Origin of the sequence: Achromobacter sp. LC458 (assembly GCF_001005835.2) — a bacterium.
Classification (GTDB): Bacteria; Pseudomonadota; Gammaproteobacteria; order Burkholderiales; family Burkholderiaceae_B; genus Achromobacter; species Achromobacter spanius_B.
Genome location: NZ_LBHW02000004.1, coordinates 125,998 through 151,921, shown reverse-complemented (window position 1 = coordinate 151,921; position 25,924 = coordinate 125,998). Strand labels below are relative to the sequence as shown.

The window sequence follows — 25,924 nt, the reverse complement described above, 5'->3', positions numbered from 1 at the left end:
TTCAATGTGCGCCGTGGGCGCTTATTGAAGAGAACTTCACAGGTTGTTCAGTGTGCGCCACACTTAAAAAGGCGCATCCCGAGTATCTGGTTAGGCTGCTGAATAGGCCAGGTGAAAAAAGCAGTGTCCTCCACCCTCATTCGATTCGGTGAATTGGCGTTCCTCGATCGAGTCTGAGCTACCCGTCGCGGCCCTGAACCGGCCGCGGCTTCTCCCTCCATTCAAGGTCCTGCTCGAAGCGGGGCATACATAGCCCGAGTAGGCTTACCAGAAGCGATTCCGTCGCTTGTGGCAAGCCTACAATTGAGCTTACTCGGGCGCCAACCCACTCCAGCATCCCAGGCCAGCAGCGGCCCATAACGCTTGCACCTTTAGCGCAAGAGCGCTCCAACCCCCGTACGGCACACCCGGCGGGGGTTTTTTGTTGCCGCTCGCCGCGTGCGTGGTCGCCAGTTGATTTACAGCACGTAAACGACCGCGCCTTCAGGAATCCCCGTCGGGAGCGGGAGCGCGGCCGCGCCGGCAGATGGTGAATTCAAAAAGCCGTTCCTTGCCACGCCGAAGAGGAGAGGAAGGCCGACTTCGTCCTCAGGAAACATGCGATAGAGATCACCGGCGCCGTTGCTGGGCACGAAGAAGACGTAAGCACTGCCCGCGGCAACGACGTTGCTGGTCCCAAGCTGTGGATTGAACCAGGTCGGCAGGTCCAACGCGCTGGCGGTTGCGGTCCCTGAGAAGCCGGGGTTGGCCTTAGCAAACCTTGCCACAGCGTTCGCATAGATGCGCAAACTGCCGCCGGAAGCAACAGCTTCGTGTTGCTGCAGTAAATCTAGAGTCCCTTGCTCGGACGTTGAGGCAAGCGCGGCAACAAGAGCGAGCAGCGCCAGTAGTGGGATCATCAGTATGCTCATGGACGGCCGTCCTTCGGCGTTAGGGTGGGCAAAACTGGATTGCATGGTTGAACCCAGAGAGCAATCCCTGGGCAGGGACGCGTGACGTTATTGGCAATAGACCAGCGTTGATTCAGATCATCAAGGTGTCTGGCCAGGAAGCCAATGTGCCGACACCTCTGTGTCGGCCGTTCCATATCAGCATGCAAAGCGTCAATTACCCGAACTTAGCCGCACTTAACCATGGAAATTGAAGCGCGCGCGGGATCGTTTATATTGTGATCGCCGGTGCATGTGCCTCCGGCATCTCCACCTCCATTCGAGCATCCCATCGTGTAGTCCGTCATGTCTCCCACCGAGAACCAGCCAGTCGGGGAGCGTCCGCTGTAGGTGTTATAGAGCGATCCGTAGTACATGATGGCAGTTAGGCCTGCCGGGCAGCTCGTACCAGGCACCGTCATGAGCGAAGTAGTCGGCGCGCGCCACACACCGGATTGGCAAAACAGTGGTTCGCCATTTCCCGTCCTCCCCACCAAGCCATTTGCGTCGCAAGCCCAGCCTTCGTTGGCCACGCCGCCGACGTAGAGGTATTCGTATGCGTTGATCCGGCCGTGCGAATAGGTTTGTCCCATGGAGCGTAGCGCTCCGCCGCGGACTTCGCCGGCGGTAACTAGATGGTTGTCGTTGAGGACTCGAAGCCAGCCGTCATTGCCGGCGGTGTACCAGCCGCTACGGGTGGACCCATCCGCGTTCTGAATTACGAGCGCGCCCTTCGTATTGATATTGCCTGATGCTTCAACCGTCTGTGTGCGAACCGCGCGCGTGTTATTGAGGTCATTGCCATTGACGTCGATGCTGGTGTTCATCCGGTTAACTTCCGGTCTGCCAGCTACAGCATTCCGATACAGATAGTCTGTCACCTGCCCAGCGCTGTTGAAGAACAACGCGGTCGCGAGATTCCCACCAGGCAGCGACAGCCCGAAATCAGCGACGGGGACCCGCCAACTCCCCATCGAGCCCTGAGCGATTGTCGGTTGCCGCGCAAGGATGAACCCGCCTCCGTCAAGCAGCGCCGCGGTGCGGCGCACGTCCTGCTCAGGCACGTCGACGCCACTGGTCACAAGAAGCGCTTCGAGCGTGTCCTGTCCACCTTGCGAGGCCCGACGCACTGCAATCGTGTAGGCCTGCCCGTATGGATTCAGCAGAGGTAGTGCTGCAGGCAAGTTCCCGGCGAGTCGTATCGTGTCCAAAGAGACCGTGATCGGTCCGCCAGCCGTAGCGGACAGGAGGGAGGCGTAGTTGTTCTTGACGTAGGCCGCTGCGGCGTTGCCAACTTGCTTTTGGTGGTGTGCAGCTTGGCGGCTCGTGAGAGTGGCCAAATAGTCGGTTTGCTGCCAAAGCCAGGCTACCAAGCCAATGGCAAATAGAAGGAGCACCAGTGTTCCCTCCAATACTGTGAACCCCGCCTGCTTGCGTGCAGATGTGGCCATCCGACAACGTCGATTCATGTTCTGCTCCCGAAGATCGCGGCAGCCTTCTGCGCTGCGATTTCTGTGTTCAGGCCCGCAAAGTCCCCTTTGCGGATCTTCGCGCGGATGGCAGTGTCTTCTTTGCCGTCCAGCACCAGCCAGTTGATTTGAAGGCGTTTGGCACTTCCAGTGGCTGTCTTGACCGTTTCAAGCTGTTGGTGGATCACGGCGCTGATGTTGTCCGCCAGCATCGCGTTGAACGAATCGACTGTCGCGCCAGATCCACCGCATAGCGATTGGAGCTTTGTGAACGTCAGTTCTGGGCTATCGGCGTGCAGCGTGGTTAGCACGGGCCACCCGTTGCCGCTAACCCGGACGACCTCGATTGCGGATGGTGAGTCCCGAGTCTCTCCAAGATAGAAGATGTTCGCTCGGGACCGTAGCCCCCGCATAAGCTGCTCTTGATAGCCCCCGTGCTCGCGTGCGACCTCAATCTGAATTGCGCGTCCTCTGCCGTGCATGCCGTTCAACGACGTTTCTGGTGGGTCCGCGAGTGCGATCCCCAGCCCACCATGCCGCTCAAGACGATCGATGAAGATCGCATCGGCTGTAGATGTTTTTCCATGGCGCATGCCACCGGACACGACAATAAGCCCACTGAGCTTAGGCTGCGTTAAATGATTGAACAGCCGATCCGCCATACCAAGCGACTTCAGCGGCCTGGTCTTCACGTCTGCTCGGGCCAAGATAAATATGTCTTGTGAGTCCACATCGAAGAGTTGCGTGACCCTGAATTTCTCCTCGCCCAAGGTGGCGGTGAACTCTGACTTAGTCAGAGTTCTAAGTGCCTGCCTGCATTGCTGACGCAGCAAGCTGACGTCCGCCTGCAGGTGACCCGGGACCTTGTCCGATAGAGAGGGGCTTCCTTCCAATTCGCGAAGCTCGGCGTAGTCGGGTCCGATGATCATGTCGACGAAGCTCAGATCCAGCAGGCTGGTGGCCTGCTCCAAGGTAACGGGCACGGTTTCCATCAGCGGGCGGTCATTACGAAGTCGACGTTGCCCGTGGTTGGGCAGTTGGTCATGCTGACGAATTGTGCTGTCCGTGAGAGATTGGCCCGCAGAGGTATGCAGTTGCTGCTCGGAACGGCCCTATACGTGATCACGACTTGCGTGGCTGATCCGACGACTGTTACCTCCCCGTTCCAACTGTGGTACAGAGTGCCCGTCGTCGCTCCGATCATGTTGCTCGGAATGGCGCCCGCGGCCTGAAGTGCAGCGGTAGTGACATTGCCGTACCCGCTTATGTCTCGCAGTAGCTTGGCGCCCTTAACGAGCTGGGCGATATTCTGAGCCTCAGTATTGTTCTCAGTGTCTTTGTTGAGGACGTAATAGCCGCCGAAGATCGCGCCGGCGACAAGGACTGCCAGCAGCATCCAGGCCAGAAAGTCGGCGACGGACGCGCCCGCTTGGCGAGCGAGAGGCGTGCCTGCATGTGGAAGTGCGTGGCCGGCGGTGCCCGTGATTGCTGTGTGGGGCGCCGAATCAAGATTGGCAGGCGACGGGGAAAATGCGGACTGCTGGGTAGTAGTCATTTGTTGCTCCAGATCGAGAGTGGTTGTGCGACACGCGTAACGCGCGCAGTTAGAGAATGCGATCGCCCATGGCGGCGGTCTGCAGGCCGAATAGCCCTAAGAAGATCAGCGCGGCAAGCGCCGTAACACCAATCAAACCAAGGAAGAAGATGACCTTCCCCGACGCTTCAAGGCGGACGGCTGCTCCCTCCGCCGAATTGGTCGCGAATTCGGAGAGCGCATAGGCGAAGCCTTCGCGCGAGGCGATGGTCGTGATGTAGGCAATCGATTCTTCGTCCGGGAACTTGTGCCCCGCGAGGTCTAAGGCGACCCCCAAGTTCTTGCCCATGCTTAGGCCGTACATCGTGTCTTGCAGGCGCTGTTTCAGCCACGGGTTTGCGTGCTTGTGAATATGGACCATGGTCTGCAGTAGGTCCGCGCCTGCGTTGAGCAGAATGGCGAGATTCGAGAAGAAGATCGCGCCCTGCATGGTCTTGTAAGTGGACCAAGGCGGAAGGCACTCAACTGCCTGCCGAAGCGGGCCTGTCCAGTTGGGTAACGACCAGCGGATGGCTAAGACTAAGCCGATGAGTCCGGCCAACAGGAAGAGCCCGTAGTGCCGGATTGTCTCGCTCATCCAGTAGACGAAGGCCGTGTACCCAGTCCAAGTCGCTGGGTCAGAGCCCCTCGCAAAGACGGGCACCACCTTGAATGAGACAAAAGTGAGGAGGACAGTCGCCATCGTCAGAATTACTGCTGGATAAGCGACGGCGCCAATAATGGCCGCTCGGACGCGCGCCTGGCGCTTAATATGTTTGATCGCATCCTCGCATCCCGTGGCGATGGCGCCCGCCTTCTGAGCGGAGGCCAACATGGAGATCTCGGTGGCGGGAAGCCAACCTTCAAAGGCCTCGGCAAAACGATCGCCGCTCATTCCGCTGGACAAGCGGACAAGCACCTCATGTGCAAACACGGCGATAACGGCTTTTGGGCGACGTCCGTTGCGGCTGTGGGCCTTCTGAATGTCCACCAAGGCGTCGAAGACTGGTACTTTGGACCGTGCCATCGCGTAGAGAGTGCGGTAGATCACCATACGACGCCCTGAGCTAAGCTTTGCCATGGTGAGCCTTCCAGCGACGGGAAATGGACTTGTGTGAGCCTCGCCTAGAGGCGATGGATGTGCGTAGCACTACCCCCTCGTTGAGCCAGTCATCGCTGTCCAGTGGCCGAACCATGAGCTCCCCAAGGTCGGGGTCCACCCGCCCAGCTTCGATCAGGCGGATCAAGTGCGCGCATTGTGTTATTCCCCCCATTTCTTGAACCCAATGTTTCTGAGCTGCAAACGTCCCGTGTTTGCGATAGACCGCCATTAATGCAGGATTGGGAGACACGACCTCCGCACATACGGTGCGTCCGACCAGGCCGCGGCGACAATTGGGGCAGCCAGCACCCCGAACACGAACGCCCGACACATCGCAGAACCGTCTTACGCGATCACGCAGCCCCTGATCCAGAGTGGCTTCGCCGTCAGAAAAGGGGATGCTGCAGTGCGGACACAGCACCGGTACCAACGCCTGGTTGATGATGCCGATGAACAAGGTGGGATCGGTAAGCAAATTTCGAGGCACGCCCGAGTCTTCCAACCTGTCAAACGCACTGATAGCGTCCTTGACGTGGAGGGTGGCGAGAGTGGGGTGTCCGGTGAGCGCTGCGCGGATCGCAGACCGGACCGAGGCTTTGCCGCGGATCTCGCCAATCAATATCGAGTCTGGGTCAGACCGCAGCATGTGATCGATGGCGTCCACCCAAGCGGCTTCCACGTCCTCTTCACTGGTCCCCGCAGGAATGATTGGCTCTTGCACTGCGACATAGACGACTTCGGCGCCATTGCGGATGGTGACCACGCGGATAGGCTGCTCAACGGGGTCTTCAGCCGTGGCGATAATGAGTTCACCATCCGACTGCAGGAGCGCTTGCTTGAGGTAGTGATTCAACGTGGTGGATTTTCCTGAACCCGTGGTTCCGGTCACCAATACGATCCCAGACGTATTGCGAGCGAACTGGCGTATTTGCGCGCACTGCTCGGGCAAGAACCCCAGTTCGCCCATAGACTTCGGTGTGTCGCCTGTGTCGGGATAAAGACGAATGACGAGTTTTCGCCCTCGTGCGGCCGGGCCGGTCGCGATTCGGCAGACAAACAGCCCGGACTGACGAGCGTAACGCTCCATTAGGCGCGCGTTCTGCTTGCGGGACGGCTCATAGTTGTCGGGCTTTTCGCACATCGACGTGTACAGCGTCGACACCAGGTCTTCGGCAACGCTTCGGTCGAGGGTAAACCTCGCCTCTGGGATACCGTTGATCCGATACTTCACATAGGTCTTTTCCACGTCTGGCAGAAAGTGGATATCGCTTGCACCAAGGCGGGCCGCCTCGGAAATCATTCGATTGATCTGCTCTTGTTGGGCGGTCTTGGCGTTTCCCTGGCCCTCGGCCATCGACAACGACGCGCCGTCCTTGGCAGACTGCTGCAGGCGCTTCATTTCCGAATGGCTGACCTTCCGCTGCTCAAACGTCACGCGGTTAAGACGCAGGCGCGATATGTACGACATGACCCGCATGTCGTCGCTGTGCTCTTCATCCAAGTAAAGAATGCCGTCATCGGCAAGAACGACCCGGTCGATAACGTACTCGGGCGCTTGCCAGTCCGCACCTACAGCGCTCAGGTTTTGGATGCGGCGTAGCGGTCCTGCGGGCAGCGCGAGCGCATCGCCATCAGAAACGGGAGAATTGGGGGCATGGATCGTCGTGTCCATCGGCGCTTACCTACCTGGTTGAAAGGGCACCGCAGCGCCCGGGAAAGGAGAGCTGAGACGAGCCGGGCCATCTGATGTGCCTTGCGGGGCAGCTGCCGAGAACCCAAGTCGCAGGTCCTGGCCGTTGCGCGTAAGGACTACGCGATCCACGGACACCGACTTCACTCGGTATCCGCCAGGCACGTCCTCGCCGGCGCGCGCGGTTGCCTGAGCGCCGCCGACATAGACCAGTACCGCGGAGAGCTGTGCTCCGACCCCTTGGACAGATCGAACCGTGGGAACGCCGGACGCGCTGCGGTCTTCGACGCGGGAGGTCTTCTCGTAGGCGAGCTTCGCTTCATTCATCCCCGTTAGGGCTTCATAGGTCAGCCTCCGCAGTTGAATCTCCGTGAGATCCGCCAGCGTGTTCGCGGTCGAAGGGCTTTGGTCTGGTGTGCGTGCTGTCTGCGCAGATGCGTGGAAGGCTGGGGCAAGCAGCAGGGTTACGGCCCAGATAAGCGCAGTTTTCTTATTAATTTCCATAGATCTCTCCCTTAAGCGTGTAGGAGAGCTTGCTCTCCTTGATGGTCGTAGACTGCTCCAGCAGACGAACGCCCCGCGTATCGAAGCCATCAAAAATGGAGACTGCGGGCCAGTCTGAGTTGATTTCGAAGGTCGCGGTGCTCCAGTCCGGAGGCGGCATGGCCACCTGGCTCTCCGACGCGCCGTGAGTCTGCTGAGCCTTTGGAGCGACCTTGATTGAAATCAGCTGCTTCTGGAGGTGCGAAACGAGGTTGTCCACCCGGAAGTGGACGTCCTGCATCTCGTCATCGCCTCCGGCCGGCGCTTGCGAAATGACGTGCACTGTCGCTTGGTCTGCGTCTGCCTGGATGGACACCGTAGAACCCGTGGGGAAGGCGACGGCGGCGGCCGCTCTGAAGTCCAAGACGGTTGCGCGAGGCTGGCGCACATATGCCGCCTCGTAGGCATTTGGTGTGCAGTTATGACCTTGCAGCTCCCATGCTGCCAGGTACAGGGGCGTGGACCTAGCGGCGGCACGGCAGTGGGAGATCATGGCCTGCACCGATGGTGTCGTCGTCCAGGGGTGAACCAAAGCTGCAGGCAGCACATCCTGGCCGCTGTCCTTCAGAATTCGCGCGAGCTCGGCTTCTCGCTGCCGTTCGAGCTGCTCTTCGCGTTCTAGCTGGTGCTGGCGCCAAGTTTGGTAGGCGACAAGCGCGACAATTATTGCGACCAAAGCAGCGCCCAAGAGGATCCATTCGCGGCGGCTAAGGCCGAACCGAAGAGGCTTAAGCTTGTGGGTACGCGAAGCGGCACGCGCGAGGGCTTCCAGGGTGACCGATGAATCCCCACCAAATTCAAGCTCTGCGGGCGCGTAGACGGTGACTTCCTTGCCTTTCGACGAGAGCAACGCATAAAGCGCGCGAATAGCTTCCTGCGCTAGCGGCAGGGAAGCGAAAACGACATCGGAGTCCGGGACGACCCCGCCATCTTTGAACGCCACAATAGCGAATCGACCGTCGCCCACAGCAAAGGCGGCGATCAACGGATCAAGGGTGGATTGCCCATCTTTACGAAGGAGCAGGTCCGCCACGATCGAGGCCAGACTGAACATGCCCTTTTGCACGCCGGCTTGTTTACGAACAAAGCCAGCCTGAATGATCGTAGGAAGGCGACGTATCGCGACGATGTCCATACCGTCGCGTCTGCCGATCTCCCTGGCCTCCTTCATAACTTTCTGGGGTTGAGAGAGCGTTTGCCAGTACAGACCAGAAACGAGAAATTTTCCGTCGGCAGATATGACCGTGACGGTACCGGCCGCGGTTTGGTTCGGACCCATGACCTCAGCTCGCTCTTGCTTGGAGCGCGCCGGTTGCGCCGGCGCCCTCGTCGAACGCGGAGTCATCTTCCAGAACAATCGGAGTGATGAGGATCACCACCACTTCACGCCGGTTGTTGGTCGAGCCACCGCCTCCGGTGAGCCAATTTGACGGGCTAAACATGCCGCTCCTGTTGCCCCTGTCCACGTTCTGCTCGAAGCCGGAGAGAATTAGTGTCTGGCCGGAGCGCAAGCGCACGCGTTGAGAAAAGATCCGGCTGTCTACCTCGGGCACTTCGATCGAGTTGTCGCCGCTCGTGACAGTGCGCAAGCGCGGATCGGTCGACAGATTCATCGTGAACTGAAGGAGCATCTGTTCGCTGTCGATCATGAACGGCAGAAGATCCATCGAAAAGCCCGTCGTGACCGTTCCGGGCGTTAGTGCCGACGTCGAGCCCACTTGAGCCGTGGCGGTGTTGGAAACGGCGGCCAGGTAGCTTGTCTGCTTTGCGACTTGAACAGGAACTGGCTGGTAGTTCAGCGTGGTTACAGATGGCTGCGTCACGATGGACACGCGACCCTGGCTCGATAGGGCCCGGAGAATGGCTTTTGATCCGGCAAATTGGCCCGCCGTGCCAGTCGCGGTGTCCAGAATGCCTATCGAGGCTGAGCCAGCGCTGGAAGCGGCGGTAAATGCGTTGGCGACCGTAATTCCATAATTGCCGTTGAGCGACTTGTATACGGCGGTCAAGTCCAGCCCTTGGTCGTCGGTCTCCGTGCGCTGCACGACCGCCACGGTGATGTTGAAGAGAGCCTGCCGTGTGATGTTCCGGTTCTCGGTCTTCAGATACGCCGCGATGCGGGCGAGCACGTCAGGCGTGTCGGTAACGGCAATGGTTCCGGTGCTTACCGACAGACTCGATTGCCCCAGGCCTGGCGTGAGCATGCTCTTGACCATCCGATCTACGTCTTCTGCCAGGTTCGATTCAATCGAGACCATAGTGGTCTGCGTGGATCCCCCGGACACTGTGCTGCCGCCTGCGCCAGAGGACGAGGTGGCGCCAGTGGCGCCCTGGCCACCGGCACCAGAAGATGCGAGTTGCGTGCCGGATTGGACGACAGACTGCATGTTGGTCTTAGACTGGATCGCGTACACACGGAAGACCTTGGTGTCCAAGTAGTGGATCAGGACCGTGCCGTCGCGGAAGGTCCAACTGAGCCCGAGTCGGGCGGTGATGGCGTCCAGCAGGCCGGGGAGGGGTTTGCCGTCCCACCGAATGCCGGAGATCGTCGTGTCGCGCGCCGACATCGAGGGCGCCGCCGCCGCGCCACCGAGCGCGCTGACTCCACCTGGCGGCATGGGGCCACCGTTGGCGCCAGGTGGGGTCATGTCTGGCGCTCTGGCCGCACGGGAGCCACCGCTCAGGGCCGCAATCGCGTCAGGCGTGACTCGCACGGGGACCCCACATAACGCAGTGACCGTCTGCCCGAACTCAAAGACGCTGATAGGTGCCATCGGCACGAACGTGATCGGGCACTGCAGGGGTGCGGGATACGCGGCAGCAGACGGCCGGCTGATGGGCGTTTTGGACACCCAGGGACGATCGATCACTTCCACAGCCCGATCGCGCGTCTTGCGCAGGCTTTCCGCGCTGGCGGCGTGCTCGCCGTAGGCATCGTCTACACGAGCCTCGGTATCTTTGATTCGTTGCAGGGCGCATCCGGATAGAGCTGTCGTTACGGCGATCGCGAAGACGAGTGCTTTCTTCATCATTTCTTCTCCCACACTTCCAGTACCTTGTTGTCCCGATATGCGAGCCCTCGGAACTTCCTTTTCGCTGCGTCATACGCTGAAAGCAGATCGTTGGCTGCATCCAAGAACTCGCCTCGGAAGGAAGCCTGGGCCTCGATGACGTAGTCGTAATCGGGCTGCCATTTCACGGGTTGCCAGCCAGCTTCCTGCGCCCAGGCGTCGAGCGTTTGCTGAACGGTCTTTCCGACTTCGGCTTGCCAGGACCGATCGGGCGGCGGAGCCGGAGTTGCCGCGACCGTGCTCACGTCAACGGTTGCAATGGCGGAGGGCGGGGCGACTGCTGGCGCAGCGGCATTGGCGGCGAGTCCAGGCTCGGCCGCCAGCTGGGTCAGTAGCGGCCCGCCGATCGCGGCGCTCATGAATGCGGACAGGCTAGAGCCATCCGGGACAGAGGCCACAATAGGTTGGGCGGGAGCTTTAACGGGCGCTTGCAAGGGGGGCATGGAAACAACGATGGGCCGATACGAGGGATCGGGCCCTGCAGCGGCGTCGGCCGCTGTGCGCCGGAATGCCAACTGTTCTCTCGTCGCCGGCGTCGCTGCGCTGCCCGTCAAGCGCGCGGGCGTGGCCATACCGGTATAGCTGCCTTCAGGCGGGAGGCCCGCACGCCACGCGAGCGCCTCTCGCTTGCCAAGCCTGAACGCCAGACGCGACTCCATATGAGGCACGACGATATAGGGTGACTGCGACTCCCATGCGAGCAGGATTCTGCCGCCCGGAGCATCGGCGAAAATGGCGGGGATCTCGGTGCCAGGGGCGAATTGCAGATAGACCCGCTGTCCGTTATCGAAGATCTGCACGGGCGATATGCCACTGTCTCCGGATTGCTTCCAGTTGAATTCGTAGACAGCGGGGATTGGGGCCGCAATCTCCGGCTGTGCCATGGTTGCGGCTGGCGCTAGCAGCGCGACCCATGCAGTCGCGAGTAGATGGGTGAGGCGTTGCTGCATTCAGTAGCTCCTGACTATGTTCGGGTCAAGCACGAGATCTCGCGCGACGACGATGTTGATCTTGTCGGCAGGTTCAAGCGTGAGAGTCCTCTTGATCGATTGATTGCGTTGGAGGATTTGGCGGACGGTGTCGCTGAGAGCCTGCCCCGCCGTCCCGGTAAGCGTGGACGTTGCATTGCCGTTATTCGAGCTTCCACTGCCCACGTTGATGGTCACGTTCTGGCTGTTGTCATACCGACCCGCCAGGGCGGCGACTGCTGCGACCCCGAATGCGCTACCGAATCGCTCCCAGAAGTGGTCGTCAACCTTCGCGGCAATGCCGGCGGCGCCAGTGCGATCGGAGATGTCCCAGCCCCCAAGCGCGACTCGGCCGCCGCTCGGGAAGTCCATTCGGTTGACGGACATAATCATGCGACTCTGCCCCTCGGCGATGTCCGTACTGACCTCGCCGGTTAGTGCCGTGCCTCGCTCAATCAGGAGGTGCTCTCCGCGCAGGCTGTCGTAGACGTCCGAGGTCACCATGGCGCGGAAGGTTCCAGGGGCGTCAGTGTTCAAGGACTGCTGGATCACTGCGGGAATGATCCAACCCTCCCGGATGTAGTAGGGCGATGGAGCTGCAGACGCGAACAAGGGCGACTTGATGTCGCCTGCACCACCTCTTGGGCGGGCCGGATTGGCCTGCGGCCCGACGACTTGGCCAACCGTGTTGGCCGACTGGCCGCCAGACTGCATCCGGGCAGCAGCCGGGGGTGCGAAGCCGCTGGTGTCAATGCCGGCGGCGGCAGCGACCGCTGCAACATCGCGGAGTGCGCTATCAGGGTTGGTCGTTGCAATTGGGGGAGACCTGGCGGGCTCGTCCTGGTCCTGTGCCTCCCAGAAGCCTATTTCAATACCCGAAAGGTCTTCGTGCTGTGCAACTGCCGTCGTATTGCGATGGTCCTCGATGCGCTTGGCATCGGCCTCTGTGCGCGTCGGCGTGAGGTTAGAAGCCTCCGCTGCCGGCTGTTGTGCCGGCGCTTGTGAGCGAGGTGGCGCTTCATCATCGTTTCTGGCCAGCCGGTCGCGAAGCTGGTCAGCGATCAGCCGCTGCACCGCGAAGGGGTTGCCCGCCTCTTTTGCGGCGCGCTCCTGTTCCTCCTTCTTCGCGCGGGCCTCTGCAGCGGACTCGGGCGCTATTCCTGCGATTCGTCGGACAAGCACGAAGCCCAATACGACCACGATGAAGGTGATCAGCACGATCTTAATTAGGCCACGCGACACCGCAGTGCGGCGTTGGGGCGCCGGGCCGTTCGTTGTGGTGGTTTGAGCGCTCATTGATATGTCGCGTTGTTCAGGTTCTTGACGCCGGAGACGCCGCAGCCGAAGAGACCACATGCCTTGCCGCGGCGGTTGAAGATGCGGACTTCATCCTTCCGCAGCTTCAGCAGCGCGCCGTCGGGGAATAGGCGCTGAACCACGAAGTAGTTGCGGCGCACGGTAAAGTTGACGAGCTCTGCTGTACCGTCAGCGCCGAGTGCAAAGATGGCGGGAATTTCTTGTACGTCAGCGGGAAGCTGTATCCAGGTGAACTTGCCATCGTCGAACACCATGGCCGGCTTGAACGGGGCACTGCCATCAATGCGATAGTCGAAATTCGCCTTGGAGATGTCGACGATGTCCGCCGGCCGGCTGCCTTGGTCGGCGCGAGCTGAAGGCGACGTGCGGGAAGGGGAGGGCGCGGGCGCGTCCCATTCTGATCCACCCATCGGCCCATTTGTCCGGCTCGGCATAGGCCCGTTACCGCCGAATGTGTCGAAGCCCGCTGCGGCGAGATCTTGATCTGCGTCTCCAGCCCAATTGACGCGCTTGTAGTAGGAGCCCTTGGAGGCAGATACAAACGTCACTTGGTAGGTTCGAAGATTCGTGATGATCGTTGCAGTATTGAGCAGGTTGTCGCCCTTCGACATCACGAACAAGTCACGCTTAGTCCGCGCAGGCTTGAAGGTCCAGCGGCTCGCGCTGGTATCGGATGCGTAGTACCCCTTGAGAATCTCGCCTGGCGCGAACTCAAGGTGAACCATCGTGAATGGACGCATGAGCACGGGATAGTCGTAGTCACGATCGAAGTTGAACGTGACCAATCGAGCATCGAGCGGCATAGGAACCGCTGCGTTCGGGCCTGTGCTGGCGCGCTTCTGAGCCTGCGCGACTTCCGTACGGACGTCACTTTCCTGTGAGTGCGCTGGCGCCCCGATGCAGAGCAGGCCAACAATCGTCGCAATGAGGGAAAGGGCGTGACGCATTACTGAGCTCCCTGAATTCGGACGCTTGTGGGGCCAAAATAGTCTGTGAGCGTCCACCACTCGATCTTGACGCCGAGTGGGTTTGAACGCTGTTCGTCGATCGCCTGTTTGTCGGTCGAGAGAAGGAACCGCATCGTCAGAAGCTTTGTCTTTGGTTCTCCGAATTCCTTCCCATTGACTCGCTCCTGTAGGGTGAGAAGCATGTAGGCCTGTTTGCCGTCGACGCTGTATGTCGTCGAGTTTTCGGTGACCTCTCGCGTCAGGCCCTGTTGATCGGCAATGCGAACCCCGATCGGGTCGACCTTGGAGAAGTAGTTCGTGACCTGGTCGGTCGCGGTGCCGATCGTCCAACGCGTAGCCTTTGGAATGTCCACGTCGATGGAGTCGGACGGATTCGGCTTAATGGTTAGCAACCAGGTAGCCCACTGACGCAGGAAGAACGTCTTGTTGGCAGTCTCAGGCGTGAAGCGCTCGGCAACGCGGTCGGAGATCCAGACCGCGCCGGATCGCGAATCCCACTCCACAAAGTAGGGCGTCTGTTGCTTAAGCGGCACCAACTGATAAAGCGCGATGCCCTCAATAAGCGCCAATAGGAAGAACGCGAACGCGACGAGCGCTGAGCGGTCGGCCTGCTGTAATGGCCGTTGAAACACCGCGTAGTAGAGACGGTGTGCGCGTTCGGTCAGAGGCAGGGCGTGCGTATCGAATTCGGGCGTGGCGACCTGCGTTGCGGCTGGAGCCGCAGTTTCTAAGGGACGCAGGTCAGGGCGACGGCGGCGCAAGAATCGGCCCGTGAGTTTGAAGGGCATGGTTAGGCTCGGCGATGTGAGTTAAGCGTGCGCATCCGGCTCTGGAATCGGAGGATGCACTTATCTCTTGAAGAAAGTCCGTATGAAGGGATAAACTGATGGCGTGAGTTCGATCTTTGGCCGCAAGAAATGTCGGCCACACCAGCGGGCAGGGCACCCTTGGGGAGGCCCTCCATACCAGAGTGATTCGAGTTGCCGTTTGGTAGACTCGGATCCATCGAACAAGAAACGTATGGGGTGTCTTCCGTGTCCAAAGCAAAAATCGTCTTGCTTGTCGCAGCCATCGCAATTGCAGGCGGCGCGGCGGTCTTCGCACTGCAGAAGCCGCAGGGTCCCGCTGCTGCGACGTCGATTGAGCAGTCGAGCGTCGCCAAGCGGGAGGCCATCAAGCAGATGACGCCGCTTTGCCTGGCGGGCATGGATTGCCCCGCAAACGCATCTGCTGGAGGTAAGAAATGAGTGGATTTTTGGGCATCGTTGTTCTGGCGCTTATGGCACGCGCCTTCATGAAGGGGTACGCCTCGTCCGGCCGTGCCGATAACGCAGGCGAGACGTACGCCGACCGCTTCGACAAAGAGTGGGAAGAAGAGTGGGACCGGGAGCTGCGCGAAGGCTGAGCACTTCATCGCTTGCCTCCGCTTCGCAAGATCTTCGCGGCCATACCCCGGCCCACCATTCCGCGTCCAAAGCTTTGTGCGTTTGACCCCCCGCCCGAGACCAAGCCTTGTGCGAGATTTGGAACTTGCCACATCATGAAGGCTGCAATGAACCCGAGTAGGGCGATGGCGATCATCGCAATCTCGTTCGAAGCAAAATAGAGATCAGCCTCTTTCCTACTGTCAATCTTGTCGTAAAAGCCGACCAGAGTTGGCACAATTCCCTTTGTCACGAGGACGGCCACGAACCACGCGACTAGCTGTTGCAGAGACGCAGCGATCATGAACCGTAGCCAGCCGTCGAAGAGAAACGACACCGCGGGAATGATCGATAGTCCGACGAGCAATGGACCGAGTGCGAGGCCGAGCTGGAGCATCACGTACGACATCTGCAGGACGACGATGAACGCAATGGACATAAGCACCATCGCGATGATCGCCAAAACCTGACAAAGGAAAATCACCAGGATGATCGGCAGGTTCTTCAGAATCTCAAAGAATCCGATTTCATCCTTGCTGACACACTCGGAAGGTCGCGAGTCAATGATCCAGTCCAACGGGTTCAGCGACCAGCCACCGTGCATCTTGCAGTACAGCGATTTCTCTGACTCCTTTCGCTTGCCGTCGGCAATAAGCGAGATGGTGTCCATCGTCAGCTTCAGGATTTCCACAGGGTTGGCTGAACCCTTAGTAATCTTGGTCGCCGCCTCCTGGGTCGCGGTGACGAACATGTCCCGCGGGACGCCGTTCATGCTCTGGACAATCACCAGCACCACACCCATCCGCAGGACCAGATTGAACAGGCTCACAAGGAACTTGACGGTGTCGCTGGCGAGAAAGTAGTCGCGCAGCAGGAACCAGATGCCGGTCCCCGCCGCGCCTACAGCCAGGATGACCCGGCCCTCTTCCGCAAAGATATCGGCCATTGCGAAACCGGCCGTGTTTACTGCGGAGAATGCCTGATTGAATAGAGCGGCGACGTCCATGTCAGCCTCCGAATTGCCAACCGAGGGCGCGCACTCCCGCGTCGAGCGCAAAGAGCGCGGCCGACACGAAGAAGACGGCGATAAAGCCGGCAAGCGCGTTTGGGGACGTACAGTCGATTTGCACGATCGCGATGGCAAGCGACAACCGCATTGACTTCGCAGCCGCCCGCATCGGCTTGTGGTCGAGGCGCCCGCGTGCTGCTATCTCCACGCGGTAGCGGCGGCGTTCCTTGCATACGATGCGGAGCTCGCGGCGGCTGCGGCAGAGGGCCATAAGTACCCTTCGGAGAGGCTTACCCGTCATCGCTACAGACCGAAATCGAGACTTTGCATTTTTCCGATCGCCGAGCGCTTGTTCGCGGCCTCCTTGGCCACCGCGTCGTACCGCTGCTGAGCGCCCTCCACGGAAAGCTTGTTCAGGTCCTCTTTGGTCGCGCGGTCCTGCAGGTCGAGCACGACCTGGCGTTGCATTAGGCTGCGCATTTCAAGAAGCTCACCGGCGAGTACGCTTGACTGCTGATTGAGCAGTTGCAGGCCCTGCACGTTGCCTTCGATTCCGGGAATTTGGCGCGACAACTGCCGAAGATTGGCCGCTCGGGAGGAAAACGCCTCCATGGTGGCGAAGTCCTGATCGAGCTGCTTGCGGTACGCGCCGCCCTTGGTTTGCGCCAGGTGGACGTAAGCCGTTCCCCAGCGCTCGGGAGTCATGTCGAGAGACTTCATCTCGGCACTTGCACTGTCGTACATTCGCTGGAGCTGCGCTCCGGCTTGGTATAGATCGGAGACACTGGAAGCGAGGTCCCGCATCGCGACCCCCTGACCGCCATATGCCTGTTCGGCCAGGCTGAGGACGTTTCCGCCCAGGCTCTGCAGGTTCGTGAGGTTTTGCTTCACCATCATGGTCTGCTGCGTGAGCTGTTGAGTTTGGTTCATCACACTCAGCAGCTGTTGTGCAAAGTTCGCGCCGTCGAACGTCGGAATCCCCGACGCCCTAGATGCGGTCCCAATGCAAGTCAACGCGACAGCTGCGACAGCACGGAGGGCCGTCCTGCGAGAGGGAGAGTGCATAGTCGGTACCTTAGTAGTGAACACGGTTGTAGATCGCGCCATCGATGATGACGTCGATCGCACGGGGACCCTTGTAGGGCAACCACACGACGCTGCTGTAGACGTTGACGGTGGTCGGGACTCCACCGCCAGCGTCACCGCCGGGTCCGCAGTTGTCGCAGACGTCGTAACGGCCAACGTATCCGCTCACGCACGCGCGTTCACCGGGCCCGCTGCCCTCATCGGTAGTGGGCTCTGATGTGGCGTAGGTGCCTTGGAGTAGATATTTGGGACGAAATGGCTTGGTCTCGCCGGTAGGCGTGCCCTGGGCGACGACCTGGCCGCGCCGCGCCGGCTCGTGGCCTTCGGGACAAAGGTCATAGGGCTCGCGCGACTTCTTGGCGTAGTTGTTTGCCCCAGCGATCGCGCAGGTGGGGAACGGTCCCGGAGGAATCGCGTTGAGAACACGCCAGAGTCGGTTGAGGTAGCCGCTGCATTGGCTCGGCGGTTTAAGCCCGGCAAGGCATAACAGCACGCCGCATCCCCATTCCGAACCGCCGGGCTCATATTCGGACGTGTCTGGAAGCTGCGGCAGAGCAGCGGTGACGGGCAGGGCGCCCGTGAGCAACAGCAGCGCGGCCATCAGCCGCGCAACGGATTTACGGATTTGATCCACGGACAACCTCTTCAAAATATGCCTCGCGCCAGTCTTGCCGGCCGGACGCTCTGTGGTGATCGAACAGCGCCTGGGCGTCTAGTTCGCTTCGTAGCACCGCCAACGAGCGTGGATCCAACCTCAAAGCGACCTTGCGCATGAACCCGTCTTTCTGCGTCAGGAAGTAGTCTTGTTTGGGCGTCCCTTCCGCCAACTGATCGATCTGTTGCGGGTTCAAGCCCAGCTCGGTAAACGCCTTGCGCAGAGACGGAGACGTTTTTGCCGCGGGGTACGGCAGGATGATGCGGTTCGGCACGTTGTCGCGAATTGATGCGTAGATCGGTGAGTTGATGTATCGCTCTGGCGACTGTGCGTCCATCCACACACATCCGAGAAGCTTTCGAAGGGTGTCGATCCACTCGGCGAGCTTGCGCGCGAAGACTGGTTCCTCCAGGAATCCCCACACCTCGGGCAGCCCAATGAACGTCGGGGCGATCAGGCCCGAGTTGCGGCGGCTCTCGATTCGATCCTGGATGCGATAGAAGCAATAGATGAGGTAAGGGATGAGGACATCGGGCTGTGCCAAGAGCTTTCCCATTTCTATGCCCAGCACGGCGGCCGCGCGACCTGCCGCGATCTCGTCGAAGATGTCCAAAGCATTGTCGAACCAGCGCGCGTTCAAGGCCTCGCCGACCCACTCGGAAAGGGCGTTCTGGAACGAACCTACGGAGAGCTGCACATGCACCGCGTGCAGCCGCCAGTCCTTCCGTTTCAGTTGGCGTGTCGCCAGAATCGCCTTTTCGAGCTCCTCGCGGTCGGCGCTCGTTGCCACATATCCGCGTCGCTCAGCGAGCATGCAGATCCAATCCTTGACGAACTTCAGGTGTCGGACGTCGCCGATGAGGGACAGAGGATTGACAGTCAGTCGACCTTCGCTGGAGTCTTCTGGATCGCAGTAGACGCCTCCTTGCATCATGATGGGAATGCGACTTGAGAACGTCCTGTCGAAGACAAAGACGTCAGAGCCGAGGTATTTCCGGAACAGTGTCCACCCCAGATTGACGATCGTGGTCTTTCCCAAGCCCGTTTCACCAGACACCAACGTGTGTCCTATATCGTGATAGAAGCCAGTCCAGAAGTACGGCGTGCCGTAATCGGTCGGCAGCCCAGCCAAGGCCGGCGACGGCTGTTTCATCGTAGCGGCCAGGTGGCGATTCTCCTTCGAGCCTTGGGCCACCGTTCGAAGAGGTACGGCGCGTGCTACTACGGCAGCTCGCAAAGGCGCCCAGCGGGCAATATCGCGCCAGGCGCCCGGTATGGATGCCGTCCAGCTAGACAGCGCGCCCAAGGTCTCAACCAGGGGTAAAAACTTCGCGCCGATCAGCGCGTCTCCGACCTTTCCGGCCGTCGTTCGAGCCTGCTCCATGGCGGCGTCCCACTCCTCGACTTGGTCGCTGTGGAATGGAGCCGATAGCGATGTGACGCTCAGGGTGTATTGTCCGTAGGAGGTCTTTCCGCGGCTTACCCCCTTTTTTAAGTCTTCCGTTTCGTCAGCGGCTTCAACTCGGCCCTTGTCCTCGCGCGGAGCGTAGTTAGGATCTCCGGAGTTCGCGGCAACCGCAGCCAGTGCACGCAGGTCGAGTGCGTTCGTGCGGTGGTACGAGCCCATTTGGTCGATCATCCTGGCGCTGGCGTCGGCGTCCTGAATTCGATAGACGTGGCTGATCGTCAGTTCACCGGGGACCTTGAGTAGATCGTCCAGCGCGTGCGGCCGGAGGCGTGCCGGGTAGAACTGATGAGCGGCGGGTATCGCTGTAACCACGCCAATGCGCTTGCGGCCCTCAGCCTTGAAAAGAATGTAGTCTTCGGCGGGAATGACCTCCCCGTGAGACATGGACTCGTCGAGAAAGTCGACCATGGCGACCGACGCGCGGCGGGGTGCCGCTGGGGCGGCGCAGGACGCGAGAAACCCGCCAAGCTCCTCGCCGGCCAGGCGTGTGAGAGTCAAGGCGGGTAGACTGGCCCTCCAGCGGGTGAGCTGTTCTTCGAAGTCTTTCACGGCGGCCGCCAGCTCCACGGAGGTGTAGGCGAAGTCAGCTTGGTCAGACCAGATCCCGCGCAGAGCGTGCATAACTGCGCGGAACGGGCCCACCTTTTCATGTGCCATAGCATGGAAGAACCGTCCTGCCACACGGTCCAGGCCTGCGGAGGCACTTAAGGCAATGGCAAGGTAGTGTCGATTGATGTAGTTCGACTTTGTCTTGAAGGCATTGCTGCGCTCGTCTTCGACGATCTGCGAGTATGGGTCAGGCATTGAGGCGGGCGCGTAGGGGTCGCTCCGGCGTCGATGCGTGATGAACCAAAATGTCAGCGGGTTGCGGCTCGCAACCTGGAAGGCATGTTCAGCCTGGTGCATGAGCCCCAGCAACTGTGCTGACGACTGGCTGTCGGTGTCTGGGCCGGTGTACTCAAAGCAGGCCATCAACGCCGAATCTTTGTTGACGACGACCTGCTCGTTGTAGCGGAACATCCACGGAAGCAGTTCGGCAGTGGACGCCAAACCTTGTGTTCGCGCTGATTCGATTTCGCCAAGTGTGCCGGCATCGAGCAGGTAGCCGTCTTTTTCAGTCAGTAGCATGGGAAGTCCCTGCCGAAGCCGAACGGGCGCTTGTTTCGCTTCTGAGTGCGTGTAGCGCGGGGAACATAGTGATCGTGTTGAGTTTTGTAGGCTTGGTACACGTCGATCTTGTCTGGATCCTTGCGCATCACATAGCGGATGCCGAGGTACATCGGTATGGCTATGAGCGCCATCCAGAAGCTGCGGCTGATAAGCACCACTAGCGGCGCAAGCAACAGGAACGCGCCGGCAGCTCGTCGATCGAGGCCGATGATGCGCCGCTTTTCGATGAGGGCCTGGTCGACCTCCACCTCTAGCTCGTCGACTGGGTCGCGTTCTTCCATTGCCTTAAGCGCCGATGGTGCACATCAGATTCCGCCCGGATACGAGCGCGACAATGGTGGCGATGCCGAAGATCGACGCAATGCCGCCGGCCAGTCGCAGAGCAAACACCTTTACCTTCGATTGACCGTCATCGAGCAGCCACATCAAGATCGCGCCGACGCAGGCGACGAGGACAACGACCGAGATCAGCTCGTTGTTCACGACCGCTTGAAACGCGGTGCACAGGCGGCCCCCGAAGATGCTGGACTGTGCAAACGCAGGGGACGGCGCAACGAGTGCGCTCGCGGCATAACCGGCCAGTAGCAGCTTGTCCGCCGGCTTGGCGAGGGCGCGACCACGGAACCATTGACGGAGCTGGTTCAATCGGGGGCTATTCATAGTGTTGGTCCTGGAGTTGGATTTTCGAAAACAACAAGCGGGTCTGATACAACCCATTCGAATCGACGCCCAGGATTTCTCTGATCTCACGCGGGCCTCTGGATGAGCCGACGCGCTGGGCGTGGACAACGAATCTGAATGTGGACGCGATCTGGCGGCGGAGGTCATGCAGAGGCCAGTTCTGTGTTTCTGGTGCCATCCTCAGCATCGACTCCAAGCGGGGCAGAGCCATCGCGCTGGAGTCGGCGTGCAGCGATACCTGGCTGCCCGGATGCCCAGTGTTTAAGGCGTCCAATAGATCAAAGGACTCGGCGCCGCGAACCTCTCCCAGCACGATTCGATCTGGCCGGCATCGAAGGCTGAGGCGGACTAGGTCGCGCACACTGACGCCAAGTGCCTGGTTCGCTTCAAGGCCGACGTGATTGGGTACGTTCAAGCGGAGCTCGGCGGTGTCCTCTACCGTGATGACCCGGTCCGAGCTGGGCACAAGGTCGAGTAGGGCGTTAAGGAGCGTTGTTTTGCCAGCGGAGGTGGAGCCACTGAGGACAATGTTGTGCCGCCGCTCGATGACCCATTGGAAGAAGTCGCGGAGTGCACCGCCGCCATGCCGCATGGCGTGCTTGAGGGATGCCTGCTCTTGCTGGTCGGTTGCGGATTGCGACGGATCCTGCTTGACCACGTCGAAGGCGCCGCTCTCCACGTAGCTTTCCAGGGAGATCCGCCTCGCCGCAAATCGGCGTACGCAGAGCATTGATCCTCGAAGAGCAGTGGGTTTTCGCGCGGCGGCAATACGAAGGCCTGGCAAGCGCGCGTCGAGCAGGGGCGAATTCGCCTTGCCGTTCTTGCTCGCAATTAATGTGATTGCTCGGTCGACCTGTTCTTCGCTCAGGGAAGCGTCCACTTTGCGCATGACGCCACGCTCTTCTACCCAGATGTCGTCTGCCGCGTTGACCATTACCTCGTTCACTTCATTGGAGGTGAGGTAAGGCTCGATGGCACTCAGGTGTTGCCGCAGGATGCCCTCGGCGTAGCTAGTGGATGCGTCCATTAGCGTGCCTCTTCTTCATTTCGAACAATTGACCCCGCGGCTGAGGTCTGTGCAGACAGGTCTTCGGCGGCGTTGGAAGCGGTGGTCGAAACTGACGGTGACCTGCCCGCTGTCTGCGCAATGACCGCTCGTGGCGAGAAGGGGACGTGTACGGGTACTAGCGTGCCGGCTCGAATTGCGTTGAGCTTCGCCTGAATCTTGTTGGCATATGCAGCTCGCTTGGCCGGACTAGCCGCGTTGTACGCGCCGACCGCGTCCCAGGTGACACCTAGTCGGTCAAAGTTCTCGCCCAGAATCCAGGCGCCCACATATGCGGAGACGCATGGGTTGAAGAGGTCCTGCTTGGACACCCCGAATCGGTTTAGGCGTTCAAGGTGGATGCTGTTGATCTGCGCGAGGCCGTAGTCGCATGAAGCGTTTGCATTCGCGCAATTGACCGCCTCAGCCCGCCCAGACGACTCCTGCATCACGATGGCTTGCAGGAGCTGGATGTCAATTCGGTGATAAGCGGCGGCGGCAGCAATGCAGTCGGCGTGCGCCTGGGAAGACAGCAGGGCCCATATCGCGATGGCTGCGGCGAATCGAAACCGGGGTTGGAGCTGCACGTCGCACCTTGAAGGAAAAAAGCCCGCCAGGCATTGAGCCCAGCGGGTAAGCCAGCGGATCGGCAACGAGGGAAGCCGACGGCTGAACTTTCGCTTCGCCCACAGAAGTTGGCACTTGGTGAATTAAAGAGAATCCAAACGTTACGGTAGCGGCCCGCTTGTTTTGATGTGGCTTGCGTGCTAAAGCGGCTTTTTTAAACGTGCTTGTTTGCCAACAAAAGCTACCCTGCGGTTCACGACGTTCACGAGTAGTTGCAAAAATATGCGACGCTTGTGTTTCGTCGTTTGTGAGAAACGAAACTAAACGCTACGAAGGGGAAGGGGCTTACCCAAAGGCCGGGCACTAAAACAGGTGCCCTCAAAAGGCGCAAATGCTTAAGGGGGAAGGGCCACACCAAAGGGGGAAGGGGAAGGCAAATGCATGAAAGGAGTAAGCGCAAAGGATCTGGGCTCTCGATCTGTGCGCGCTCGCTTTAAGACGTGCAGCATTTGTCAACGTGTCGTAGATCGTTACGTATGCCGGCACGCCAGTTTGGTCGTTGACCCAGGTATCGACTGGCGGCGAGGCTTGTCGCATTTTCCCTGCTGCCGACACCAATGAACTACCTCAGGCATTCCACGTTTCGCCCGACCTGGCCGTCCCACGCGATGCCGTTGCCAGATAAGGCAAAAGCGGAGATGCACCGGGAACTTGGTCGTGTGTGTAGTGGACCGCAGCTCGCTGTAGCGTTGATCTGGCTTGGCCGATTTGACGGATGGCAGACCGCCACCGGTGGGGAAGGCGGTGACGAGCTTTACGACGTAGCGTGTCAGCAACTGAAGCGTCTAGCTGGCCCGTTTAGCAGCCCGATCTGCTTTGTCGAGTGGCTGGTGGACCTTCCGTGTACGCGCTGGCGGGCGGCCACCATTGACTCGACGAGGCAGTGGGACCCTCTCGCTGAACGCTTCAGTGATTTTCAAGCTGCCTCCGGCACGCTTGTCGTTGTGTACGCGTCTGAGGTCGGTGCAGACACCTGGCGCAGCTACGTTCGGGGCTACCTGGTTGCAGCACTGATTCAGCTTGAGGGCACAGACGGTGCTGACGGTGGAGTCTGACCTGGTACTTCTCGCGTGTGCTGGAGCTGCCGCCGGCGCGCTATGGTGGCTGCGAAGGGCACCACGCTCAAGCGTAGAGGCTGGTGGTCATCCCGAAGGCGAGTCGGCTCGCCGCATGGCTCCGAGCTCTCGACATCTGGAGGTCATGCCCGCACATCATCTGTTCGACGCTGTAGGGGCGACTCCATTACTGGAGCAGATTCGCCAGCGCATGGGGTTCACGCCTGAAAACTTTTCGCGGGATGTTCAGCCGCTACTGGATGCCTTCGCAGAGTTTGTCCAATTGTTGCCTGCATCTGAATCACATCATCATGCGCAGCCGGGCGGCCTTCTGGTGCATCTACTTGAGGTTGCGGCGCACGCCCTGCATTTTCGTGATGCGTACAAGCTGCCTATGGGCGTGGCGCCAGAAGAGCAAACACGGCTCGCTGCAAGGTACACGTATGCGGTGCTAGTTGCGAGCTTGTTGCACGACATTGGAAAGCCGGTTACGGACGTGTTGGTCCAAGTGCATACCGCAACGGGAGCTGCAAAGCCTTGGGTGCCGCTTGGGGGCACGATGCTGGAGCAGGGCGGTGAGTGGTACGTCGTCAATTTTCCTGAGCAGAAAAACTATCGCCAGCACGAGCGATTGAGCCTGCCGTTGCTGCGCACGCTCGTTCCCGGCCAGGCTCTGGCCTGGATCGGCGAGCATCCTGCCCTCATGGACGAACTCTTCGACTATCTTGGGGGAGAGCAACGGAAGGGTGTGATCGCGGAACTGGTGGGCAGGGCGGACAAACAGTCCGTGGCGAGCAACCTCGCGATTGGTCCAAGAACTCGTTTTGCGTCCGCTCGAGCGGTCCCGCTGATTGAGCGGCTTATGGGGGGGCTCCGTCGCGCCTTGGCCGAAGGGTCCGTGTCCATGAATCGGGCTGGAGCGGTTGGCTTTTGCGACGGAGAATCGCTCTGGTGCGTCTCTGGGTCAATTGCCAAGCTAGTCAGGGATCATCTGGCGCAAACCGAGCAGCGCCGGCCTGGCGCAGCGGGGATACCGGAAGACAACTCACGCCTGTTCGATACATGGCAGGAGTATGGCGCAGCGAAGTCGAATGACGCTGGCGCAGCCATTTGGACGGTCAGGATTGATATCGGTGCGTGGTCTCAACGTCTTACCGTGCTCCGATTTCCCCTTTCCTTGTTGTTCCTGGACGAATCTCAGTATCCAGCAGCGTTACCGCCTGGTGCAATTTCCGTAGTCGATGGAAAGTCCGGGGCTAGCGCGGCTGGATTGGAGCGGGGCAGCGACCCACTCCCAGCACCCGAGCCGCTGTCTCAGCGGCCCGAGGATGATGTGCCCCCACCGGAAGCAGTGGACGATGTGCTCCCCAGCGACCAGGCCCTCGCTGTTTCATGCGAGCCCGATGCGGTTCCGTCCATAGACGATCTCCCTGCGCTTGATGCTCATGAACCCGAAGATTTGGGGTTGGTGCAGGACGTTCAGGGGTTGGCGGCTGACCCTCTTCCAGCGGCAGACGACGGATATCTTGACGACATCGACTGCGCACTTCCGGAGCTGGTGCAAACCATTGAAGTTGAAGCACCTCAACTGATGAGTGCGCCAGTGGCGCCGCGCGTCAGGGCTGCGCCAGCTCCCAGCGCGCTGCCCACCATGCCCGCACGAAAAGCGAACGTTGAGCGGTTCATGGCGTGGATTCAGACGGGCGTTAGTACAGGATCGCTACCTTACAACGAGGCGAACGCGGCAGTGCATTTTTGCGAGGAGGGCATGCTGCTTGTCTCTCCAAAGATCTTTAAGGACTACGCGGAGAATTTCGAGGCCAGAATTGACGTGCCAGCGCCGGTGCACGGCGCCGCGGCCAAAGAGCCGTGGCGAATCCTGCAGCAGCAATTTCAGAAATCCGAGTATCCGCAGAAGAGCTCGTCCGGCTCCTTTCTGCATCGGTACAACGTGAGCGGGCCGGGCGGAAAGCAGCTAACCGGCATTCTTGTCAGAGGGCCCGAGCGCTTCTTTCAACCTGTCCCAACGCCGAACCAACTGTTGAAGCCGGCCTCCACGGGCGCGAGCTCTTGA

General features: G+C 60.1%; 25 protein-coding genes. 3 read left to right on the top strand and 22 right to left on the bottom strand.

Annotation, left to right across the window (positions count from 1 at the left end):
- Positions 1-458: 458 nt before the first annotated feature.
- The 13 genes from pilM to YH64_RS05210 form a co-directional block, all read right to left on the bottom strand.
- Entirely contained in the window at positions 459-911 is a 453-nt protein-coding gene (gene pilM / locus YH64_RS05270) for a type IV pilus biogenesis protein PilM (protein WP_006216168.1), read from the bottom strand.
- 206 nt (positions 912-1,117) lie between these two features.
- A complete protein-coding gene (gene pilV, locus YH64_RS05265) occupies positions 1,118-2,398 on the bottom strand; it encodes a shufflon system plasmid conjugative transfer pilus tip adhesin PilV (protein ID WP_232294642.1) in 1,281 nt (426 codons plus the stop codon).
- A complete protein-coding gene (locus YH64_RS05260) occupies positions 2,395-3,390 on the bottom strand; it encodes an ATPase, T2SS/T4P/T4SS family (protein ID WP_006216165.1) in 996 nt (331 codons plus the stop codon). The genes pilV and YH64_RS05260 overlap by 4 nt, the downstream gene beginning before the upstream one ends.
- Positions 3,390-3,953, bottom strand: coding sequence for a type 4 pilus major pilin (locus YH64_RS05255; protein WP_039882440.1), 564 nt, complete (start codon positions 3,951-3,953; stop codon positions 3,390-3,392). Before YH64_RS05255 ends, YH64_RS05260 begins: the two co-directional genes overlap by 1 nt.
- 49 nt (positions 3,954-4,002) lie before the next feature.
- Positions 4,003-5,052 (bottom strand): type II secretion system F family protein, encoded by a 1,050-nt coding sequence (locus tag YH64_RS05250; RefSeq protein ID WP_081451494.1) that lies wholly within the window; start codon positions 5,050-5,052, stop codon positions 4,003-4,005.
- Positions 5,039-6,745, bottom strand: a complete 1,707-nt coding sequence (locus tag YH64_RS05245; RefSeq protein WP_006216162.1) for a GspE/PulE family protein — start codon at positions 6,743-6,745, stop codon at positions 5,039-5,041. Before YH64_RS05245 ends, YH64_RS05250 begins: the two co-directional genes overlap by 14 nt.
- Before the next feature lie 6 nt (positions 6,746-6,751).
- On the bottom strand, positions 6,752-7,267 hold the full coding sequence (pilP, locus tag YH64_RS05240; RefSeq protein WP_006216161.1) for a type IV pilus biogenesis protein PilP: 516 nt from the start codon (positions 7,265-7,267) through the stop codon (positions 6,752-6,754).
- Positions 7,257-8,585, bottom strand: a complete 1,329-nt coding sequence (pilO2, locus tag YH64_RS05235) for a type 4b pilus protein PilO2 (protein WP_006216160.1) — start codon at positions 8,583-8,585, stop codon at positions 7,257-7,259. Before pilO2 ends, pilP begins: the two co-directional genes overlap by 11 nt.
- Positions 8,586-8,589: 4 nt before the next feature.
- The gene (locus YH64_RS05230) at positions 8,590-10,338 is read right to left on the bottom strand and encodes a PilN family type IVB pilus formation outer membrane protein (protein WP_006216159.1); all 1,749 of its coding nucleotides are present in this window, start codon (positions 10,336-10,338) and stop codon (positions 8,590-8,592) included.
- On the bottom strand, positions 10,335-11,327 hold the full coding sequence (locus tag YH64_RS05225; protein WP_006216158.1) for a TcpQ domain-containing protein: 993 nt from the start codon (positions 11,325-11,327) through the stop codon (positions 10,335-10,337). The genes YH64_RS05230 and YH64_RS05225 overlap by 4 nt, the downstream gene beginning before the upstream one ends.
- Positions 11,328-12,641 carry a TrbI/VirB10 family protein gene (locus YH64_RS05220; protein ID WP_052945932.1) on the bottom strand — a complete coding sequence of 438 codons (1,314 nt, stop codon included), beginning with the start codon at positions 12,639-12,641 and terminating at the stop codon, positions 11,328-11,330.
- Positions 12,638-13,609, bottom strand: a complete 972-nt coding sequence (locus YH64_RS05215) for a TrbG/VirB9 family P-type conjugative transfer protein (protein WP_006216155.1) — start codon at positions 13,607-13,609, stop codon at positions 12,638-12,640. The genes YH64_RS05220 and YH64_RS05215 overlap by 4 nt, the downstream gene beginning before the upstream one ends.
- Positions 13,609-14,418: a VirB8/TrbF family protein gene (locus YH64_RS05210; RefSeq protein ID WP_006216154.1), complete on the bottom strand. Its 810-nt coding sequence runs from the start codon at positions 14,416-14,418 to the stop codon at positions 13,609-13,611. The genes YH64_RS05215 and YH64_RS05210 overlap by 1 nt, the downstream gene beginning before the upstream one ends.
- A 246-nt stretch (positions 14,419-14,664) precedes the next feature.
- Between YH64_RS05210 and YH64_RS05205 the strand changes: the two genes are divergently transcribed.
- Complete coding sequence (locus YH64_RS05205; RefSeq protein WP_006216153.1) at positions 14,665-14,877, top strand: hypothetical protein; 213 nt, start codon at positions 14,665-14,667, stop codon at positions 14,875-14,877.
- Positions 14,874-15,035: a hypothetical protein gene (locus YH64_RS30070; RefSeq protein ID WP_006216152.1), complete on the top strand. Its 162-nt coding sequence runs from the start codon at positions 14,874-14,876 to the stop codon at positions 15,033-15,035. The genes YH64_RS05205 and YH64_RS30070 overlap by 4 nt, the downstream gene beginning before the upstream one ends.
- Positions 15,036-15,040: 5 nt before the next feature.
- On the opposite strand, the gene YH64_RS05200 is transcribed toward YH64_RS30070, so the two are convergent.
- From YH64_RS05200 to YH64_RS05160, 9 genes are all read right to left on the bottom strand, one after another.
- The gene (locus YH64_RS05200) at positions 15,041-16,060 is read right to left on the bottom strand and encodes a type IV secretion system protein (RefSeq protein WP_006216151.1); all 1,020 of its coding nucleotides are present in this window, start codon (positions 16,058-16,060) and stop codon (positions 15,041-15,043) included.
- Between the two features lies 1 nt (position 16,061).
- On the bottom strand, positions 16,062-16,334 hold the full coding sequence (locus tag YH64_RS05195) for a hypothetical protein (protein ID WP_006216150.1): 273 nt from the start codon (positions 16,332-16,334) through the stop codon (positions 16,062-16,064).
- 32 nt (positions 16,335-16,366) lie between these two features.
- A complete protein-coding gene (locus YH64_RS05190; protein WP_232294641.1) occupies positions 16,367-16,993 on the bottom strand; it encodes a hypothetical protein in 627 nt (208 codons plus the stop codon).
- Between the two features lie 145 nt (positions 16,994-17,138).
- Positions 17,139-17,783 (bottom strand): hypothetical protein, encoded by a 645-nt coding sequence (locus YH64_RS05185; protein WP_143215254.1) that lies wholly within the window; start codon positions 17,781-17,783, stop codon positions 17,139-17,141.
- Positions 17,767-20,400, bottom strand: coding sequence for a VirB4 family type IV secretion system protein (locus YH64_RS05180; protein ID WP_006216147.1), 2,634 nt, complete (start codon positions 20,398-20,400; stop codon positions 17,767-17,769). Before YH64_RS05180 ends, YH64_RS05185 begins: the two co-directional genes overlap by 17 nt.
- On the bottom strand, positions 20,391-20,723 hold the full coding sequence (locus tag YH64_RS05175) for a VirB3 family type IV secretion system protein (RefSeq protein ID WP_006216146.1): 333 nt from the start codon (positions 20,721-20,723) through the stop codon (positions 20,391-20,393). Before YH64_RS05175 ends, YH64_RS05180 begins: the two co-directional genes overlap by 10 nt.
- A 4-nt stretch (positions 20,724-20,727) precedes the next feature.
- On the bottom strand, positions 20,728-21,102 hold the full coding sequence (locus tag YH64_RS05170; RefSeq protein WP_006216145.1) for a hypothetical protein: 375 nt from the start codon (positions 21,100-21,102) through the stop codon (positions 20,728-20,730).
- A complete protein-coding gene (locus YH64_RS05165; RefSeq protein WP_006216144.1) occupies positions 21,095-22,150 on the bottom strand; it encodes a CpaF family protein in 1,056 nt (351 codons plus the stop codon). Before YH64_RS05165 ends, YH64_RS05170 begins: the two co-directional genes overlap by 8 nt.
- The gene (locus tag YH64_RS05160) at positions 22,150-22,755 is read right to left on the bottom strand and encodes a lytic transglycosylase domain-containing protein (RefSeq protein ID WP_046803183.1); all 606 of its coding nucleotides are present in this window, start codon (positions 22,753-22,755) and stop codon (positions 22,150-22,152) included. The genes YH64_RS05165 and YH64_RS05160 overlap by 1 nt, the downstream gene beginning before the upstream one ends.
- 1,240 nt (positions 22,756-23,995) lie before the next feature.
- Here YH64_RS05160 and mobH point away from each other — a divergent pair.
- Positions 23,996-25,924, top strand: a complete 1,929-nt coding sequence (gene mobH, locus YH64_RS05150) for a MobH family relaxase (protein WP_232294640.1) — start codon at positions 23,996-23,998, stop codon at positions 25,922-25,924.